This window comes from Azospira sp. MPR-E4, from assembly GCF_058809645.1.
In genome coordinates, this window is the sequence record NZ_JBXAST010000070.1 from 1 (window position 1) to 16,531 (window position 16,531).

12 protein-coding genes and 4 tRNA genes are annotated in these 16,531 nt (G+C 67.3%); 9 read left to right on the forward strand and 7 right to left on the reverse strand.

The features are described from left to right. Positions 1 to 350: 350 nt before the first annotated feature. Together AC1RTA_RS15010 and AC1RTA_RS15015 are read right to left on the reverse strand one after the other, a co-directional pair. Positions 351 to 929: a hypothetical protein gene (locus AC1RTA_RS15010; protein WP_492785183.1), complete on the reverse strand. Its 579-nt coding sequence runs from the start codon at positions 927 to 929 to the stop codon at positions 351 to 353. Between the two features lie 489 nt (positions 930 to 1,418). After that, positions 1,419 to 1,493, reverse strand: a tRNA-Val gene (locus tag AC1RTA_RS15015). Between the two features lie 157 nt (positions 1,494 to 1,650). Between AC1RTA_RS15015 and gltX the strand changes: the two genes are divergently transcribed. The 7 genes from gltX to AC1RTA_RS15050 all read left to right on the forward strand — a co-directional run bounded on the left by gltX (position 1,651) and on the right by AC1RTA_RS15050 (position 7,810). Next, positions 1,651 to 3,042 (forward strand): glutamate--tRNA ligase, encoded by a 1,392-nt coding sequence (gltX, locus tag AC1RTA_RS15020; protein ID WP_492785184.1) that lies wholly within the window; start codon positions 1,651 to 1,653, stop codon positions 3,040 to 3,042. Between the two features lie 66 nt (positions 3,043 to 3,108). Continuing rightward, a tRNA-Ala gene (locus AC1RTA_RS15025) sits at positions 3,109 to 3,184 on the forward strand. Positions 3,185 to 3,207: 23 nt separating this feature from the next. Then, a tRNA-Glu gene (locus AC1RTA_RS15030) sits at positions 3,208 to 3,283 on the forward strand. A gap of 55 nt (positions 3,284 to 3,338) precedes the next feature. Further along, positions 3,339 to 3,415: transfer RNA gene (locus AC1RTA_RS15035), tRNA-Asp, on the forward strand. Positions 3,416 to 3,492: 77 nt separating this feature from the next. Continuing rightward, positions 3,493 to 4,254 (forward strand): SIR2 family NAD-dependent protein deacylase, encoded by a 762-nt coding sequence (locus AC1RTA_RS15040; RefSeq protein WP_492785185.1) that lies wholly within the window; start codon positions 3,493 to 3,495, stop codon positions 4,252 to 4,254. A gap of 184 nt (positions 4,255 to 4,438) precedes the next feature. Further along, positions 4,439 to 6,256 carry a lytic transglycosylase gene (locus tag AC1RTA_RS15045; protein ID WP_492785186.1) on the forward strand — a complete coding sequence of 606 codons (1,818 nt, stop codon included), beginning with the start codon at positions 4,439 to 4,441 and terminating at the stop codon, positions 6,254 to 6,256. A gap of 333 nt (positions 6,257 to 6,589) precedes the next feature. Beyond that, positions 6,590 to 7,810: an MFS transporter gene (locus AC1RTA_RS15050; protein WP_172974680.1), complete on the forward strand. Its 1,221-nt coding sequence runs from the start codon at positions 6,590 to 6,592 to the stop codon at positions 7,808 to 7,810. A 108-nt stretch (positions 7,811 to 7,918) separates the two neighbouring features. Here AC1RTA_RS15050 and AC1RTA_RS15055 read toward each other — a convergent pair whose 3' ends face one another. Genes AC1RTA_RS15055 through AC1RTA_RS15065 form a run of 3 tightly spaced genes read right to left on the reverse strand, consistent with a single transcriptional unit; the run spans position 7,919 to position 12,358 of the window. Then, on the reverse strand, positions 7,919 to 9,931 hold the full coding sequence (locus AC1RTA_RS15055) for an ABC transporter ATP-binding protein (protein ID WP_492785187.1): 2,013 nt from the start codon (positions 9,929 to 9,931) through the stop codon (positions 7,919 to 7,921). Next, positions 9,931 to 11,379, reverse strand: a complete 1,449-nt coding sequence (locus tag AC1RTA_RS15060) for an ABC transporter permease (protein ID WP_492785188.1) — start codon at positions 11,377 to 11,379, stop codon at positions 9,931 to 9,933. The genes AC1RTA_RS15055 and AC1RTA_RS15060 overlap by 1 nt, the downstream gene beginning before the upstream one ends. A gap of 1 nt (position 11,380) precedes the next feature. Beyond that, positions 11,381 to 12,358: an ABC transporter permease gene (locus AC1RTA_RS15065; RefSeq protein ID WP_492785189.1), complete on the reverse strand. Its 978-nt coding sequence runs from the start codon at positions 12,356 to 12,358 to the stop codon at positions 11,381 to 11,383. A 132-nt stretch (positions 12,359 to 12,490) separates the two neighbouring features. Here AC1RTA_RS15065 and AC1RTA_RS15070 point away from each other — a divergent pair, with 132 nt between their 5' ends. Together AC1RTA_RS15070 and AC1RTA_RS15075 are read left to right on the forward strand one after the other, a co-directional pair. Further along, entirely contained in the window at positions 12,491 to 13,759 is a 1,269-nt protein-coding gene (locus AC1RTA_RS15070) for a TIGR03862 family flavoprotein (protein ID WP_492785190.1), read from the forward strand. A gap of 82 nt (positions 13,760 to 13,841) precedes the next feature. After that, positions 13,842 to 14,327, forward strand: coding sequence for a nucleotidyl cyclase domain-containing protein (locus tag AC1RTA_RS15075; RefSeq protein WP_014237823.1), 486 nt, complete (start codon positions 13,842 to 13,844; stop codon positions 14,325 to 14,327). 42 nt (positions 14,328 to 14,369) lie between these two features. On the opposite strand, the gene AC1RTA_RS15080 is transcribed toward AC1RTA_RS15075, so the two are convergent. Then, the gene (locus AC1RTA_RS15080; RefSeq protein WP_043799383.1) at positions 14,370 to 15,974 is read right to left on the reverse strand and encodes a sensor domain-containing diguanylate cyclase; all 1,605 of its coding nucleotides are present in this window, start codon (positions 15,972 to 15,974) and stop codon (positions 14,370 to 14,372) included. A 52-nt stretch (positions 15,975 to 16,026) separates the two neighbouring features. Next, the coding region (locus tag AC1RTA_RS15085) for an EamA family transporter (RefSeq protein ID WP_492785191.1) at positions 16,027 to 16,531 on the reverse strand (505 nt) is incomplete at its 5' end.

Here is a 16,531-nt window from a genome sequence, read left to right on the forward strand (position 1 = left end):
CGCCGGAAGAGGCCAACCGCTACGGCGAACCGGGCTTCAATCCCCTGGCCCCGCCGCCGCCCAGTGCCCCGACACCCAGCACTCCGGTGGAAGGCCAGTAGATCTGGCCATCCAAATCAATTCCTGGGCTGCAAAAACCACCGGCTGAAGTCTTTTCCGAGGCTGTCCCTGGGGGGCGGGATGGCTACGATTCCCCTGCAGCAGAGAAGACGAGTCTGAAGCGCGTATCGAAGACAGCACCCGGTGGCTGCAGATGGGCCACATCACAAGCTCTCGCCGGTGGGATTTCCACCGGCGCATGAATCGACGAACTGCGCCAGACTCCCCCAGCGGAGGATCGGACTAGATGGTCACGATTGCCCACCCTTGGTGTAGCTCTTGACCCTTTTGATATACGGTTCGCATCCAGCCAGATTGCCGCTGAACTCCCAATCCTTGATGACCTTGTCCTCCCCCACAACCAATTTGATGGTGCAGTTATAGCTAACAGGTACCAATTGAGATGAGGTTGTGGTTCCAAAAACCGGTGTGCGTCCCACATATCCAGTCGTAGTCGCCGTTTGGGGCATAAAAACTGCTGAATTCCGGCTTTCTCCCCAGTAATAGACCGTGTCCCCGGAAAACTCCTGCTTACTGTTCGGATAGCCGAGAGCACTGAATGCTTCCTTCTCATGTCGTCCTACCAAGGCATTGAGACCATCCTCAAGCTGACCAAAGGTTGCGCAACCAGACAGGGCGACTGCAGCGACAACGATAGCGAGGTTTTTTTTCATAGGCTTTTTCCTCTCCAGGTTCAACGAGGGGGCAGATTCTACGAAAACCTTTTTGCCACGGGCAAGCCTCCGGACAACATGAAAAACAACGTAGGTCTCCTGCTGCCGGAGCAAGGAAATGGGCTTGTCGCCCACGATCTCGAGAAACGTGACCATAGAGGTAGCATCCTTCGTTAGCGCCATGACCTTGCTCTAAGGACACCTCTCTCTATGGGCACCTCTCGATAAACTCGCCTACCCGCCAGGATCACGGAACTGGTTGCGGTTTGGTTGGAGCGACGGAGCGGCCCCCTTGGCCTGCGTTATGGCTGCTCCCCACAGCGAAGTAGCGGGCATGCCCAGCAGAAAGCTCCGCGAAAAACTTGGCCAATGCAACGCTCTGGGTACCGATGGCAAGGCTCTTCTCGGCAACGAAGGTTTCGGCAACCCGAACGAAACAGTAGTAGGAAACACCGACAGCCGGCACGGAGCAGGCAGGGGGATGATGACGAAAGGGGAAAACCGGGGGACGAGTCTGAGGCCGCAAAGGGCATCGACAGGACTAGCGGAGATGGGGCTTTTTGCCCGAGCGGAAGGCAAAAAGCAAAAAAGCCGCCAAAAGGCAGCTTTTTGTTCTTCGTCACACCGTCGTTTTCCAGAGATTTCTGGTGGGTGGTACAGGGATTGAACCTGTGACCCCTGCCGTGTGAAGGCAGTGCTCTACCGCTGAGCTAACCACCCGGTGCGTCGAAGAGGTGCGCATTAGACCACAACAATTTCGGGTGGTCAAACGTTTTTGAAAAAAACATCTTTTCTCCCCCGGAGCACCCGCTGCCGGGACCGGCGTCCATGGCATCCATTACAATAGCCTCCTTTTGTTCAACGCCAGACACCCACCATGATCCGTACCCGTTTCGCCCCCAGCCCCACCGGTTACCTGCACATCGGCGGCGCCCGCACCGCCCTCTTCTCCTGGGCCTACGCCCGCCGCCACGGGGGCAAGTTCGTGCTGCGCATCGAGGATACGGACGTGGCCCGTTCCACCCCGGAAGCCGTGCAGGCCATCATCGACGGCATGAACTGGCTCGGCCTGGAGCACGACGAAGGCCCCTTCTACCAGATGCAGCGCATCTACCGGTACAAGGAAGTGATCCAGCAGATGCTGGAAGCCGGCACCGCCTACCACTGCTACACCTCCCCCGAAGAACTGGAACAGATCCGCGAAGCCCAGCGGGCCAAGGGCGAAAAGCCCCGCTACGACGGCCGCTGGCGCCCGGAGCCGGGCAAGACCCTGCCCACCCCGCCTTCCGGCATCCAGCCGGTGGTGCGCTTCAAGAACCCGGCGGACGGCGTGGTGGCCTGGGACGACCTGGTCAAGGGCCGCATCGAGATCAGCAACAGCGAGCTGGACGACTTCATCATCGCCCGGGCCGACGGCACCCCCACCTATAACTTCTGCGTGGTGGTGGACGACTGGGACATGGGCATCACCCAGGTCATCCGCGGCGACGACCACGTGAACAACACCCCGCGCCAGATCAATGTGCTGCAGGCCCTGGGGGCCAGCGTGCCCCAGTACGCCCACCTTTCCATGATCCTGGGCGACGACGGCCAGAAGCTGTCCAAGCGCCATGGCGCCGTTTCCGTCATGCAGTACGACGAGGACGGCTATCTGCCGGAAGCGGTGCTCAACTACCTGGGCCGCCTGGGCTGGTCCCATGGCGACGACGAAGTGTTCTCCATGGAACAGTTCTGCCAGTGGTTCGACCTGGACCACATCACCCCGTCGGCCGCCCAGTTCAATACGGAAAAGCTGAACTGGCTCAACGCCCACTACATCAAGCAGGCCGACAACGGCCGCCTGGCCGACCTGGTGCGCCCGCGCCTGGCGGCCCGGGGCATCAACCCGGCGCCGGTGCCGGCCCTGGAATCCATCATCGCCCTCTACAAGGAACGGGTGCATACCCTGAATGAGCTGGCGGATGCGGCCGAGGTGTTCTACATCGACATCCACCCCAACGCCGAACTGCTGGCCCAGCACCTCAGCGAGGAAGCCAAGCCGGCCCTGGCCGACTTCATTGCCGGCGTCCAGGGCGTCAATTGGGAAGCGCCGGCCATCGGCGCCCTGATCAAGGAGACCGTGGCCAAACACAGCCTGAAGATGCCCAAGCTGGCCATGCCCCTGCGGGTGCTGCTCACCGGTCAGGCCCAGACCCCGTCCGTGGATGCAGTGGTGGCCCTGTTCCCCCGGGAAAAGGTGCTGGCACGACTGGCCGCAGCAAAAATTTAAAAAAAGTTGGCGAAGAGGGTTTACAAGCTAAAAAACGCTCCCTATAATTCGGTCTTCTTTCGCGGCGGGGGTATAGCTCAGCTGGGAGAGCGCTTGCATGGCATGCAAGAGGTCCGCGGTTCGATCCCGCGTACCTCCACCATACAAATGCGAAAGATACCTAGGGTCCCCATCGTCTAGAGGCCTAGGACACCGCCCTTTCACGGCGATAACCGGGGTTCGAATCCCCGTGGGGACGCCACAGATTCAAGTGGTACCGGCAGCATCGGTAGCGCAGTACAGAGTTAAAGCAGTTTGGAGTGGTAGTTCAGTTGGTTAGAATACCGGCCTGTCACGCCGGGGGTCGCGGGTTCGAGTCCCGTCCACTCCGCCAACAAAATAGAGAAAACCGGCCCTGTGCCGGTTTTTTCGTTTCCAGCCTCCATTTCCTCATATCTCCGGGAGTCCGCCATGGACACAGCCGCCACCCTGGATGCCGTTGCCGAAGAACTGGCAGAGGCCCGCCGCGTCCTTTTCATCACCGGCGCCGGCATCTCCGCCGACTCGGGACTGCCCACCTACCGGGGCGTCGGCGGACTCTACGAGGAGGACCTGACGGCCGAAGGCTTCTCCATCGAAGAGGCGCTGTCCGGCCCCATGCTGCGCCAGCATCCCAAGATCACCTGGAAATACCTGGCCCAGATCGAGCGCACCTGCCGCGACGCCCGCCCCAACCGGGCTCACCAGGTCATCGCCGATCTGGAACGGCGCGGCACCACGGTCACCGTCTTCACCCAGAACATCGATGGTCTGCACCGCCAGGCCGGCTCTTCCGACGTCATCGAGATTCACGGTCGCCTGCATCATCTGCACTGCACCCGCTGCAGTTACGAGGTGGAAGTGAACAGTTTCTCCGGCCTGGAACTGCCGCCGGCCTGCCCCCGCTGTAGCGCCCTGGTACGGCCCCGGGTGGTGCTTTTCGGCGAATCCCTGCCGCAGATGGAAATGGAACAGCTGCTCCGCACCCTGGATGCCGGCCCCGACATGGTCTTTTCCATCGGCACTTCCAGCCTCTTTCCCTATGTGGCCGAACCGGTGCTGTGGGCCAGCGAGCAGGGCATCACCACGGTGGAAATCAATCCGGGCACCACGCCCGTCAGCCCCTTCGCCGACCACCACATCACCCAGGGGGCTGCCGCCACCCTGGAGGCCCTGTGGCAACGCCTCCGGTAAATACCGTACGTCATTCCAACGGCCTGGATTTTTTACCTTTGGCAGCGGATATCCCCTTCTTTTCATAGGGTATAATTCCGCGATTAGGTCATCCTGAAACGTCGTGCCCGACGCCCGGTCCGCCTGCCGTGCCGGCCCTCGGGAATCCCCCCGCCTGGCGGGGAACAGCAGACAAAGAGAATCTATGACGCTCGACGACACGCTAGGCTGCACCCTCCGCTTCATCCGGCAACTCCATCGTTCCCTCCCGGCCCTGGCCTGCGGCGCCCTCTTCGCCGCCACTCCCGCCCAGGCCAACGACCAGCCCCTGACGCTTTCCTTCGCGCCCAGCCTGCAGTCCATGGTGCCGTCCCGCACCGAACTGTCCGCCCGCCCCGAAGCCAGCCCGGTCCAGAACGATGGCAGCCTGCCGGTGGAGGAGATCGCGCCGATCCCCCAGTTACCCCGCACCATCGACCTCACCGCCTCCCCCGACAACCTGTGGGAACGCATCCGCAACGGCTTCGGCATGCCGAACCTGAACAACGACCTGGTGCTGACCCACCAGCAGTGGTACATGAACCGGCCCGATTACGTGCGACGCATGGTCGAACGCAGCCGCCGCTACATGTTCCACATCGTCGAGGCCATCGAGAAGCGCGGCATGCCCATGGAACTGGCCCTGCTGCCCATGGTGGAAAGCGCCTACAACCCCATGGCCTATTCCCGCAGCCACGCTTCCGGCCTGTGGCAGTTCATTCCCTCCACCGGCAAGAACTTCAAGCTGGAACAGAACTGGTGGGTGGACGACCGGCGCGACATCATCGCCTCCACATCCGCCGCCCTGGACTATCTGCAGACCATCTACGAGATGCACGGCGACTGGCAACTGGCCCTGGCTTCCTACAACTGGGGCGAAGGCGCCGTCGGCCGGGCCATCGCCAAGAACCGGGCCAAGGGCCTGCCGACCGATTACGAAAACCTGACCATGCCGGCGGAAACCCGCAACTACGTGCCCAAGCTGCAGGCCCTCAAGAACATCCTCTCCAACCCCCGCCTGCTGGCCCAGCTGGACCTGCCCCAGATTCCCAACCAGCCCTACTTCGCCGCCGTGGCCAAGCCGGCCGATATGGACGTGAAGGTGGCGGCCAAGCTGGCGGAAATGCCGGTGGATGAATTCGTCGCCCTCAACCCGGCCCATAACCGCCCGGTGATCAAGGCCGACCGTCCCCTGGTGCTGCCGGCGGAAAAGGTGGAGCGCTTCCGCGCCAACCTGGAAAACAACGAAGCCCCCCTCTCCTCCTGGACCTCCTACACCCTCAAGGCCGGGGAAAAGCTGGACAAGGTGGCAGCCCGCCTGGGCGTCTCCGTGGCCCACCTGAAGACGGTGAACGGCCTGCCGCCCAAGGCCAAGGTAGGCGCCGGCACCACCCTGCTGGTCCCGGCCCGGGACGGCATCGAAGGCGACCTCGCCGTCGCCTCCTTCACCCCGCCGGCAGCCGAAACCGCACCCGCCCGCAGCGACGCCCGCGCTGATTCCCGTGCCGACTCCCGCAACGAACCCCGGGCCCAGCCGGCCAAGTTCCACGTGGTCAAGAAAGGCGACACCCTCTTCTCCATCGCCCGCCGCTACGACGTTTCCGTGGACGAGCTGAAGCGCTGGAACAAGCTGGGCCGCAACATGGCCGCCGGCACCAAGCTCACCGTGGCCCCCGCCGTCGCCGCTCCCGCCGCTGCCGCCAAGACCACGGTGGCCAGCGCCCCGGCCAACGGCCGCGTCAGCGCCACCCTGGAAGGCAAGAACCTCAAGCTGAGCAAGAACGACAAGGCCCCGGCCAATGCCAAGGCGGCTACCGCCAAGGCCAAGGTGGCCCGCTACACCATCCGCAAGGGCGACACCCTGGCCGGCATCGCCAAGAAGTTCAAGGTGGAAGCGGACGACATCAAGCGCTGGAACAAGGTGGCCCCGGGCAACCTGAAACCGGGCCAGACCATCACCATCCAGCTGGCCCAGAACGACTGAGGCCGAAGGACGACGGATAAAGGCGCCTGCGGGCGCCTTTTCTTTTGGCCGGCGGGCGCGGCAAGGATTTTCCGCCTTCCGCCTTCCGCCTTCCGCCTTCCGCCTTCCGCCTTCCGCCTTCCGCCTTCCGCCTTCCGACGGCTCCTTTGTGGCGCGCCTAAGCTGCCGCCACCTGCAGGTGCGGCCCTACACCGTCATCTCCAGCGCTTCAAGTACGGAGATCCCCGCTCCGGCGGGATTGCGGCGGGGCGTAGAATTCAAGCCTTCGCCGCCGTCCCTGCCGGCGCCGGGCCGCGCCTGGCCGCCCCGGAACCCGGCTTCCACTCGCTGACCATGACCCCCACGTATTCCACCGCTGCAGCCGCCGATAGCGGAGGGCTGCAAGCCGGCACCCCCGCCTTCCGTCGCGCCAACCTGGCCCTGGCCACCGGCGGCTTCACCTGCTTCGCCCTGCTCTACGGCACCCAGCCGGTGCTGCCCCAGCTCACCCACGAGTTCGGCATCTCCCCGGCCAGCGCCAGTTTCAGCGTCGCCGCCGGCACCCTTTCCATGGCCCTGCTGCTCATTCCCCTGAGCCTCATCGCCGACCGCTATGGCCGGGAGCGGCTGATGCGCCTGGGGCTGCTGGGGGCCGCCCTATTCGCCTGCGCCTCCGCCTTCATGCCGGACTTCCACCTGCTGGTGCTGTGCCGGGCCCTGCTGGGCGCCTGCATCGCCGGGGTGCCCGCCGCCGCCATGGCCTACCTGGGGGAAGAGATCGCCCCCAACGCCCGGGGCCGGGCCATGGGCCTCTACATCGCCGCCAACGCCCTGGGCGGCATGTCCGGGCGCTTTCTCTCGGCCCTGGTGACGGGCTGGTGGGACTGGCGCCACGGCCTGGGAGCCCTGGGCCTGCTGGGGCTGCTGGCGGCCTTCACCTTCTGGCGCCTGCTGCCGCCGGCCCAACACTTCAGGCCCCGCTCCCTGGAGCCCCGCCTGCTGCTGGCGGACGTGGGCCGCATCTACGCCGACCCGGGCCTGCCCTGGCTGTTCGTCACCGCCTTCCTCATCATGGGCAGCTTCGTCGGCATCTACAACTACCTGGGCTTCCGCCTCAGCCTGCCGCCCTACGGCCTGGGCCCGGCAGCCATCGGCGCCATCTTCCTGCTCTACGCCGTGGGCAGCGCCTCCTCGGCCCTGGCCGGCCACCTGGCGGACCGCATCGGACGCAGCCGCATCGTGCTGCTGATGAGCCTGACCATGGCCGCCGGCATCGGCCTCACCCTGGCCGCCGCCCTGCCCCTGATCATCCTCGGCCTGGCCGTGTTCACCTTCGGCTATTTCGCCGTGCATGCGGTGGCCAGCGGCTGGGTGGGACGCCGGGCCGGGCCGCGGCGGGGGCTGGTCTCCGCCCTGTACCTGTCCAGCTATTACCTGGGCGGCAGCGTCATCGGCAGCGCCACGGGCTGGCCCTGGATCCACGGCGGCTGGCCGGGAGTGGTGGCCACCCTGCTGGCCTGCGTGGCGGTGGTGCTGGGCATCGCCCTCTCCCTGCGGCGCCTGGGAGACGGCTGAGGAACCCGGAAAACACCCAGGCCGCAAAGGCAGAAGGGACGCCACTTTCCACCATGGCACGGTGGAGAATGGCGTCCCTTCTGCCTTGCAGGGGTGCTTGTTTTGCGGCTAGTCCGCCGGATAAAGGTGGCAGCGCACCACCACGCCGCCGGCCTGGGTGCTGGGGGCCGGATATTCCTGGCGGCAGCGCTCGCTGGCCTGGGCGCAGCGGGGATGGAAATGGCAGCCCTGGGGCGGCCGCGCCGGGGACGGCGTCTCGCCGGGCAGGCGCACCATTTCCCGCTGACCCGCCAGGCGGGGCTCGGGCACGGCCGAGAGCAGGGCCCGGGTATAGGGATGGCAGGGAGCCGCCAGCACCTGCTGCACCGGCCCCTGCTCGACGATGCGGCCCAGGTACATCACCGCCACGTCGTGGGCAAGATATTCCACCACGGCGAAGTTGTGGGTGATGAAAAGATAGGCCAGCCCCAGTTCCTCCTGCAGGCGGCGCAGCAGATTGAGAATCTGGGCCTGCACGGAAACGTCCAGGGCCGAGGTGGGCTCGTCGCACACCAGCAGCTCCGGCTGTACCGCCAGGGCCCGGGCGATGGCGATGCGCTGGCGCTGGCCGCCGGAAAATTCGTGGGGATAGCGGCCCAGAGCCTCCGCCGGCAGGCCCACCGATTCCAGCAGGGCAGCCAGGGCCGCCCGCCGTTCGTCCCGGCTGGCGGCCACCCGCAGGGCGGTCATGCCTTCCTCGATGATCTCCCCCACGGTGAGGCGGGGGTTGAGGGAGGCGAAGGGGTCCTGGAACACCATCTGCATGCGCCGCCGCAGGGGCTTCAGTTCCCGCTCCGGCAGACCCAGCAGCTCCCGGCCATCGAGCCGCACCGAGCCGCTGGCCGGCAGCAGGCGCAGCACGGCCTTGCCGGCGGTGGTCTTGCCGCAGCCCGACTCACCCACCAGGGCCAGGGTACGGCCCCGCTGCAATTCCAGGGAAACCCCGTCCACCGCCTTGACGTGGCCCACGGTGCGCTTGAAGAGGCCCTTGCGGATGGGGAAATGGACCTTCAGTTCGCCCACGGCCAGCAGGTTTTCCCGGGCGGCGTCGGCGGCAGCGGCAGCAGTCGGTGGCGCGGCGGGCAGGTCCGGCAGGCGCTGCTCGCCGCCCGGCAGCTGTTGGGCCACCCAATGGCAGCGCACCTGATGACCTGCTTCAAGCTCGGTCCAGCCCGGGCTTTCCAGCCGGCACCGCTCCATGGCCACCGGGCAGCGGGGGGCGAAGCGGCAGCCGGCGGGCATGGCGGCCAGGCCCGGCACCTGGCCGGGGATGGTGGCCAGCTGGGCGCCCCGCTGGCCCAGGTCCGGCAGGGCAGCGAAGAGCTTTTGCGTATAGGGGTGGCGCGGGCTGGTGAAGAACTCCTGCCGGGGCGCCGTCTCGACGATTTCGCCGGCGTACATGACGCCGACCCGGTGGGCGCTGCGGGCCACCACCCCCAGGTCGTGGGTGATGAGCAGCATGCCCATGGCCCGTTCCGCCTGCAGCCTGGCCAGCAGGTCGAGAATCTGGGCCTGGATGGTCACGTCCAGGGCCGTGGTCGGCTCGTCGGCGATGAGCAGCCGCGGCTCCCCGGCCAGGGCGATGGCGATCATGGCCCGCTGCTTCATGCCGCCGGAGAGCTGGAAGGGATATTCCTCCAGCCGCCGCTCCGGGTCGGCGATGCCGACGGCGGTGAGCAGGGCCAGGGCTTCCCGGCGGGCCGCCTCGCCCTTCATGCCCCGATGCCGTTCCAGGGATTCGCCGATCTGGCGGCCGATGGTCAGCACCGGATTGAGGCTGGTGGCCGGCTCCTGGAAGATCATGGCGGCGGCGCTGCCGCGGCGGTCGCGCATGGCCGCTTCGGGCAGGGCCAGGATTTCCTCCCCTTCCAGCCACACCTCGCCGCCCTGGATGCGCCCGGCGTTGGGCAGCAGGCGCAACAGGGCCAGGGCGGTGGCGGACTTGCCGCAACCGGATTCGCCGAGCAGGGCGAAGGTCTCGCCGGGGGCCACGGCGAAGGAGACGCCGTCCACGGCGGTGAGCACCCGGCCGCCGGCGAGGAAGCCGGCCTTGAGGTTGCGGACGGAAAGCAGGTCGGACATCAGGCGGCCCTCGGATCGAAAGCGTCCCGCACCACGTCGGCGAAGAGGTTGGCGGCCAGGACCAGGATGAACATGAAAACGAAGGCGGCGGCCAGGGACCACCACACCATGGGCTCCCGGGCCAGTTCCATGCGGGCGTTGTTGATCATGGTGCCGAAGCTGATCATGGTCGGGTCCACGCCGATGCCGACGTAGGAGAGCACGGCCTCGGCCAGCACCAGTCCGGAAAAATCCATGACCAGGGCGATCAGCACGATGTGCATGACATTGGGCAGGATGTGACGCAGCAGGATGCGCCAGGAGGAAACGCCGAAGGCCTGGGCCGCCTGGATGTATTCGAGCTGGGACAGCTTCAGGGTCTCGCCCCGCAGCAGGCGGGCCAGGCCGGTCCAGCTGGTCATGCCGAGGATGAAGCAGAGGGCCAAGAGGCGCAGGTCGGCCCGCTCGGCGGCGGTGGCGAACCACTCCGGATGGGTGTCGATCACCACCTGCATCATCAGCACGGCGGCGGCGATGAGCAGCACCCCGGGAATGGAACTCAAGGTGGTGTAGAGATACTGGATCAGGTCGTCCACCCAGCCGCGGAAATAGCCGGCGGCGATGCCCAGCAGCACCCCCACCGGCAGGGTCACCAGGGTGGTGACGAGGCCGATGACCAGGGCGGTGCGGATGCTCTTGAGGATCTGGTAGAGCACGTCCTGGCCCACCTTGTCGGTGCCCAGCACATGGTATTCCGGCGCCAGGGCCAGCAGGGGCGTGAGCAGCAGGAAGAGCCCGGCCAGGGTCAGCAGCAGGGCATCCCAGGCCGGCGCCGTGCTGGTGGGCGGCCGCCGCCACAGTTCCCGCCAGGACTGGCGGAAGGAACACTGCCGGCGTCGGGCCAGACGGCCGGCGAGAAAAATCGCCAGGGCCGCCCACAGCAGGGCCGCCAGGCCGTAGCCCTGCAGCAGGCGCCGGGTCACGTCGCCGGCCCAGGCGGATTCCTCCGACCCCAGGTGGGCGCCGCCGAACTTGAGGCGGGGAAAGTCCCGCTGCTGCACCAGGCTGCCGTCGGGCTGGCGGACTTCCTGCATTTCCTTGGCGTAGGCCCGGGTCGCCAGAGGCGCCGAATAGGTCTTTTCCACCTGGGTACGCAGAGGCGTCAGGAGGGCGTCCAGGAGCGAGAGGACTTCGACCCCGTAGGCCGGTGCCGCCCCAACGCCGCTGCCCTGGCCATTCTGCGGGGCATCGGCCAGGCGGGGCCGGTAATGGGCGGAGTCCAGCAGACCCACCGCCACGAACAGCGCCAGTATTGCCAGAGAGGCCATGCCGGTACGGCTGTGCAGCACCCGGCCCCAGGCGGCGCCCAGGGGCGGCGTGCGGGCCACGCCCCAGGCCAGCAGGCCCAGGGCCGCCACCAGCAGCCAGATGACCAGGTCGGACCAGAGGAAGACGGGAAGGAAGGCCATGTCAGTCGAAGCGAATCCGCGGGTCCACCAGGGTGTAGGAAATGTCGGTCAGGATCAGGCCGGCGATGTACAGCACGGAGCCGATGAAGACCATGGAGCGGACCACGGCGAAGTCCTGGGCGTTGATGGCGTCGATGGTGTAGCTGCCGAGGCCGGGAATGCCGAAGAAGGATTCGGTGAGCAGGGAGCCCATGAAGAGCAGGGGAATCACCACCACCACCCCGGTGAGGATGGGGATCATGGCGTTGCGCAGCACGTGGCGGAACATCACGGCACTCTCCGAGAGGCCCTTGGCCCGGGCAGTGCGCACGTAGTCCTTGCCCATTTCCTCGAGGAAGATGGTGCGGTACCAGCGGGCGCTGCTGCCGATGCCGGCGACGACGCCGATGGCCACCGGCAGGAGCAGGAATTTCCAGGCGTCCAGGCCCTCCACGTAACCGGAGATGGGCACCAGCCGCCACACCTTGGAGATGAGCCACTGGCCGCCGATGATGTAGAACAGGCCGGAGATGGACATCATGGCGACGCAGGCGACGACGCCCCAGAAATCCAGGGCCGTGGCGCGGAAAAAGGCCAGCAGCAGGGCCAGGGAAACGGTCACCAGCAGGCCCAGGATGAAGGTGGGGATGGCGATGGCCAGGGAGGGCCCCATGCGGGTGCGGATTTCGGTGGCGATGTCGCGGCCGTCCTCCGCCGCGCCGAAGTCGCCGACGAAGAGCCGGGCCGACTTGGTGAAGAAAATGGTGCGGGTCGCCTTTTCCAGGCCGGCGGCCTCGCCGTTCCAGAAGAGGGGCGCATCGTAGCCCCGCTCCGCCTTCCACTTGGCGATGGCTTCCGGGGTCACCCGTTTCACGCCCAGCTGCATACGCGCCATGTCGTCCGGCGTATTGACGACGAAGAAGAGGGCGAAGGTGAGCAGGTTCACCCCGATGAGAATGGGGATGGCGTAGAGGAGGCGACGCAGGAGGTAGGCAAGCATGACCCCGCGACTATACCAAGGCCGCCCCGCCCCTGACCACCAAAGCGCTTTGCCCGGACCCGGCGCCGGCCCTAGAATGGCGGCCGGTTTGCCTTCTTTTGCTCCTGCCCGAGTCCCGCCCGAGTCCAGCCCATGACCCCCATGCCCTCCCCTCCTCCCCACGTCGCCGTCATCGGCGGCGGCCCGGCCGGGCTCATGGCGGCGGAAGTGCTGGCCCGGGACGGCGCCCAGGTCACCGTCTACGAGGCCATGCCCTCGGTGGGACGCAAGTTCCTCATGGCCGGCAAGGGCGGCATGAACATCACCCACAGCGAGGACTTCGCCGCCTTCCAGGAACGCTACGGCAGCGCCCGGGAACGGCTGGCGCCCCTGCTGCAGGAATTCGGCCCGGAGGCCCTGCGGGCCTGGATCCACGGCCTGGGCGTCGACACCTTCGTCGGCACCTCGGGCCGGGTCTTCCCCACCGAGATGAAGGCGGCGCCCCTGCTGCGGGCCTGGCTGCACCGGCTGCGCCAGGATGGCGTCGCCTTCCAGGTGCGGCACCGCTGGCTCGGCTGGAGCGCCGACGGCGCCCTGCGCTTTGCCACGCCGGCAGGGGAAATTGAAGTAAAGCCCGCCGCCACGGTGCTGGCCCTGGGCGGCGGCAGCTGGGCCAAGCTGGGCTCGGACGGCGCCTGGGTGCCCACCCTGGCCCGGGCCGGCATTGCCGTGGCGCCCCTGCGGCCGGCCAACTGCGGCTTCGACGCCGCCTGGAGCCCCCATTTCCGGGAGCACTTCGCCGGCCAGCCGGTGAAGCCGGCGGTGGCCGCCTGCAGCGGCCCCGACGGCCGGGCCTGGCGCCGCCAGGGGGAATTCGTGGTCAGTGCCGACGGTGTCGAGGGCGGCCTCATCTACGCCCTCTCCGCCCCCCTGCGGGACCTCATCGAGCGGGACGGCAGCGCCACCCTGAGCCTGGACCTGCTGCCCGGCCACAGCGCCGAGCGGGTGCTGGCCGAGGTGCGCCGCCCCCGGGGCTCCCGCTCCCTCTCCAGCCACCTGCAAAGCCGCCTGGGCCTGAAGGGGGTGAAGATGGGCCTGCTGCGGGAATGCCTGGACAAGGAGCGCTTCCAGGACGAGACCGCCCTGGCCGCCGCCATCAAGGCCCTGCCCCTGCGGCTGCTGGCGCCCCGTCCCCTGGACGAAGCCATCAGCAGCGCCGGCGGCGTGCGCCTGGAGGAGCTGGACGAGCAGCTCATGCTGCGGCAGCGGCCCGGCCTCTTCTGCGCCGGCGAAATGCTGGACTGGGAGGCACCCACCGGCGGCTATCTGCTCACCGCCTGCTTCTGCACCGGCCGAAAAGCTGGCATGGGAGCCGGGCAATGGTTAAAGTTGAGGCAACGGGCGGCCAGCACAACAACATAAGGGCCGCCCCAACGCCAGACGCCGCTCCCGGCCGCCCCTGCGCCATTCCCGGGAGCCTCCCGTCGCCATCAAGGAGGGACTTATGCTGCACGAAGATGTCGAACAGTTCGGGAATTTCCTGTTCACCCTGGAATGGCTGCTGGAAGTCTCCGCCCGCTACGACAGCAATATCCACTTCCACCTGGTGCATGTCGACTTCGGCTCCCCCCACATCCTGGGCGAGACCTACGGCGCCCAGGCGGCCAGCCTCAAGCTGCACGAAGTCCAGGACGCCCTCGGCCAGACCCTGCGCAAGACCGACCTGGTGGCCCGGCACGGCGTCGATTTCTGGATCATCATGCCCAGCGACCCCAGCATCGACCCCCTCTCCACCCGCCTGCGGGAGATCATCGAGGTCGCCTCCCAGTGCGGCCTGGAGATCGTGGGCCGGGACATTTCCTTCTTCTCCCTGAAACAGGGCCATCCGGAACTGGGCCTCAACTGTTCCGGCATGGATTTCCTCGCCTACCTCAAGCACAACCACAGCCGCCTGGCCCTGCACGAGCTGGAATTGCCGGCCCAGAACTGAAAAAGGGCGCCGCCGGCGCCCTTTTCCTTCCACCCCACCGCTTCAGGTGGTGGCGATCACGTAGCGGCCGCGGCCGCTTTCCTTGGCCCGGTACATGGCCTGGTCCGCCTGCAGCAACAGGGTATTGGCGGCGCTCTCGCCGTCACCCAGGGCGATACCGATGGAAACCCCGAGACGGCAACTCTGATCCTGGACCGGGAACGGCTCCGCCAGGGCTTCGATGCACTTGGCGGCGACCCGGGCCGCGGCCTGCTCCGCCTGGCTATCCAGATCGCCCATGAGGATGACGAATTCGTCGCCACCGACCCGGGCCAGGGTATCGCTGGCCCGCACGCAGCCGCTGAGGCGGCCGGCCACCAGGCGCAGCACCTCGTCTCCGGCCTCGTGACCCAGGCTGTCGTTGATCGGCTTGAAGCCGTCCAGGTCGAGGAACAGCAGGGCGATGCGGCTGCCCTTGCGCTGGGCCAGGACCCGGGCCTGGCTCAGGCGGTCGGCCAGCAGCATGCGGTTGGGCAGGCCGGTGAGGGCGTCGTGGTGCGCCGCCTGGGCCAGGGCCGCCTGGCTCTCGCTGAGCTTGCGCAGGAGCCGGTTGAAGGCGGCGGTGAGATGGCCCACCTCGTCGTTGCGCAGCACCGGCAGGGGTTCCAGGGGGCACTCGCCGCGGGTCATGCGGTCGGCGTGCTCCGCCGTGCGCCGCAGGGGGCGGAAGACGTGGGCCAGACCCAGGGAAGCCAGCACCAGGAAGACCAGGGACACCACCACGCTGTTGCGCAGGATGTACTGCTGCACCCGGGTCACCGGCTCGAAGGCTTCCGCGGTGGGCAGGCGGGCCACCACGAACCACTCGGCGCTGGGCACGGAGACGATGGCCACCGCCTCTTCCACACCCTTGGCGTTGACGGTGATGCCGGTGCCCCGGTAGCCGGCCATGGCCCGGTCGTGCAGGGGATTGACGCCGGCCGGCGGCGTCGGCTTGAGCACCAGTTCCGGCTCGGTGGCGGCGACAAAGACCCGGTCCCGCGGAGAAATGAGGAGGAAGCCGCCGCTGCGGCCGATCCGGCTCTGCAGCAGCAGGTTGAGGAAGCCCGGGGTGGCCAGGGGCGTCAGGCCCACCAGGGCCGCCTGCACCCGGCCCTGCTCGTCCCGCACCGGGGCCGCCATGGGCAGCACCGGCTCCCGGTCCAGCCAGTCCGGCGCCGGCCGGCCCAGGCTGGCTTCGCCGGCCAGGGCGGCCTGCACGTATTCCCGATCCGCCAGGTTGATCCTGGCCTGCAAGGGCCGCTCGGGGAAATCGGCCAGGATGGCGCCCCGGGAATCCACCAGCAGCAGCCCCTGGTTGAACAGGGGATGCAGTTCATGCCGCTCCTGCAGCCAGGCCCGCAACTGCCGGGGCTGGCCCAGCAACTGCCGGGGCAGGCTGGCCGCCAGGCGCTGCAGCAGGTCGCGCCGCTCGACCAGCTTGCTGTCCACGTCCCGGGCCACATAGCTGGCCAGGGCCTGCTGCTGGGACGCCACCACCTTGTCCAGATCCTCGCGCAGGAACTGGCTGAGGATGAAATAGCGGGCCGTCGTGCCGACGACCACGATCCCCAGCCCCAGGAGCAGGATGCGCAGGATGATGCTGTGGGAAAGCTGGCGCAGTCTCATGGTGCCCATCATAGCGGAAGGCGGCGGACCGCAATCTGACTTGAAGTCCCCATCAGGCTGCCGCCGCCGCAAAACGGCGGCGTCCCCAGCGGTTCAACCAGAGGGAGACTAGGATGACGCTGCCGCCCAGAGCGATGCGTTGCAGGTCCGCGTCCCGGTTCCAGATCAGCAGATTGACCACCAGCCCCAGGGGCACGTGCAGCTCGTTCATCACCGCCAGGGTGCCGCCATCCACCCGGGTGCTGCCCTTGACCCACCAGAACATGCCCAGGGCCGTGGCGAACAGGCCCATCCACAGCAGCACGCCCCACTGTACGGTGGTCGTGGGCAGCCGGGCCGGATTGCCAAAGATGAGGAAGGACGGCAGGGCCAGCACCAGGGCGCCGAGGAAGAAATGGCCGAAACAGCGGGACAGGGGGAACTGCAGCGGATAGCGGGCCAGCAGGTGGCGGCACAGCACCTGCCCGGCGGCAAAGGTGGCGTTGGCCAGCTGCAGCAGCAGGAAGCCCGCCAGGTATTCCCCCGCCACCGGCTGGAAGCGGATCACCACCCCGCCC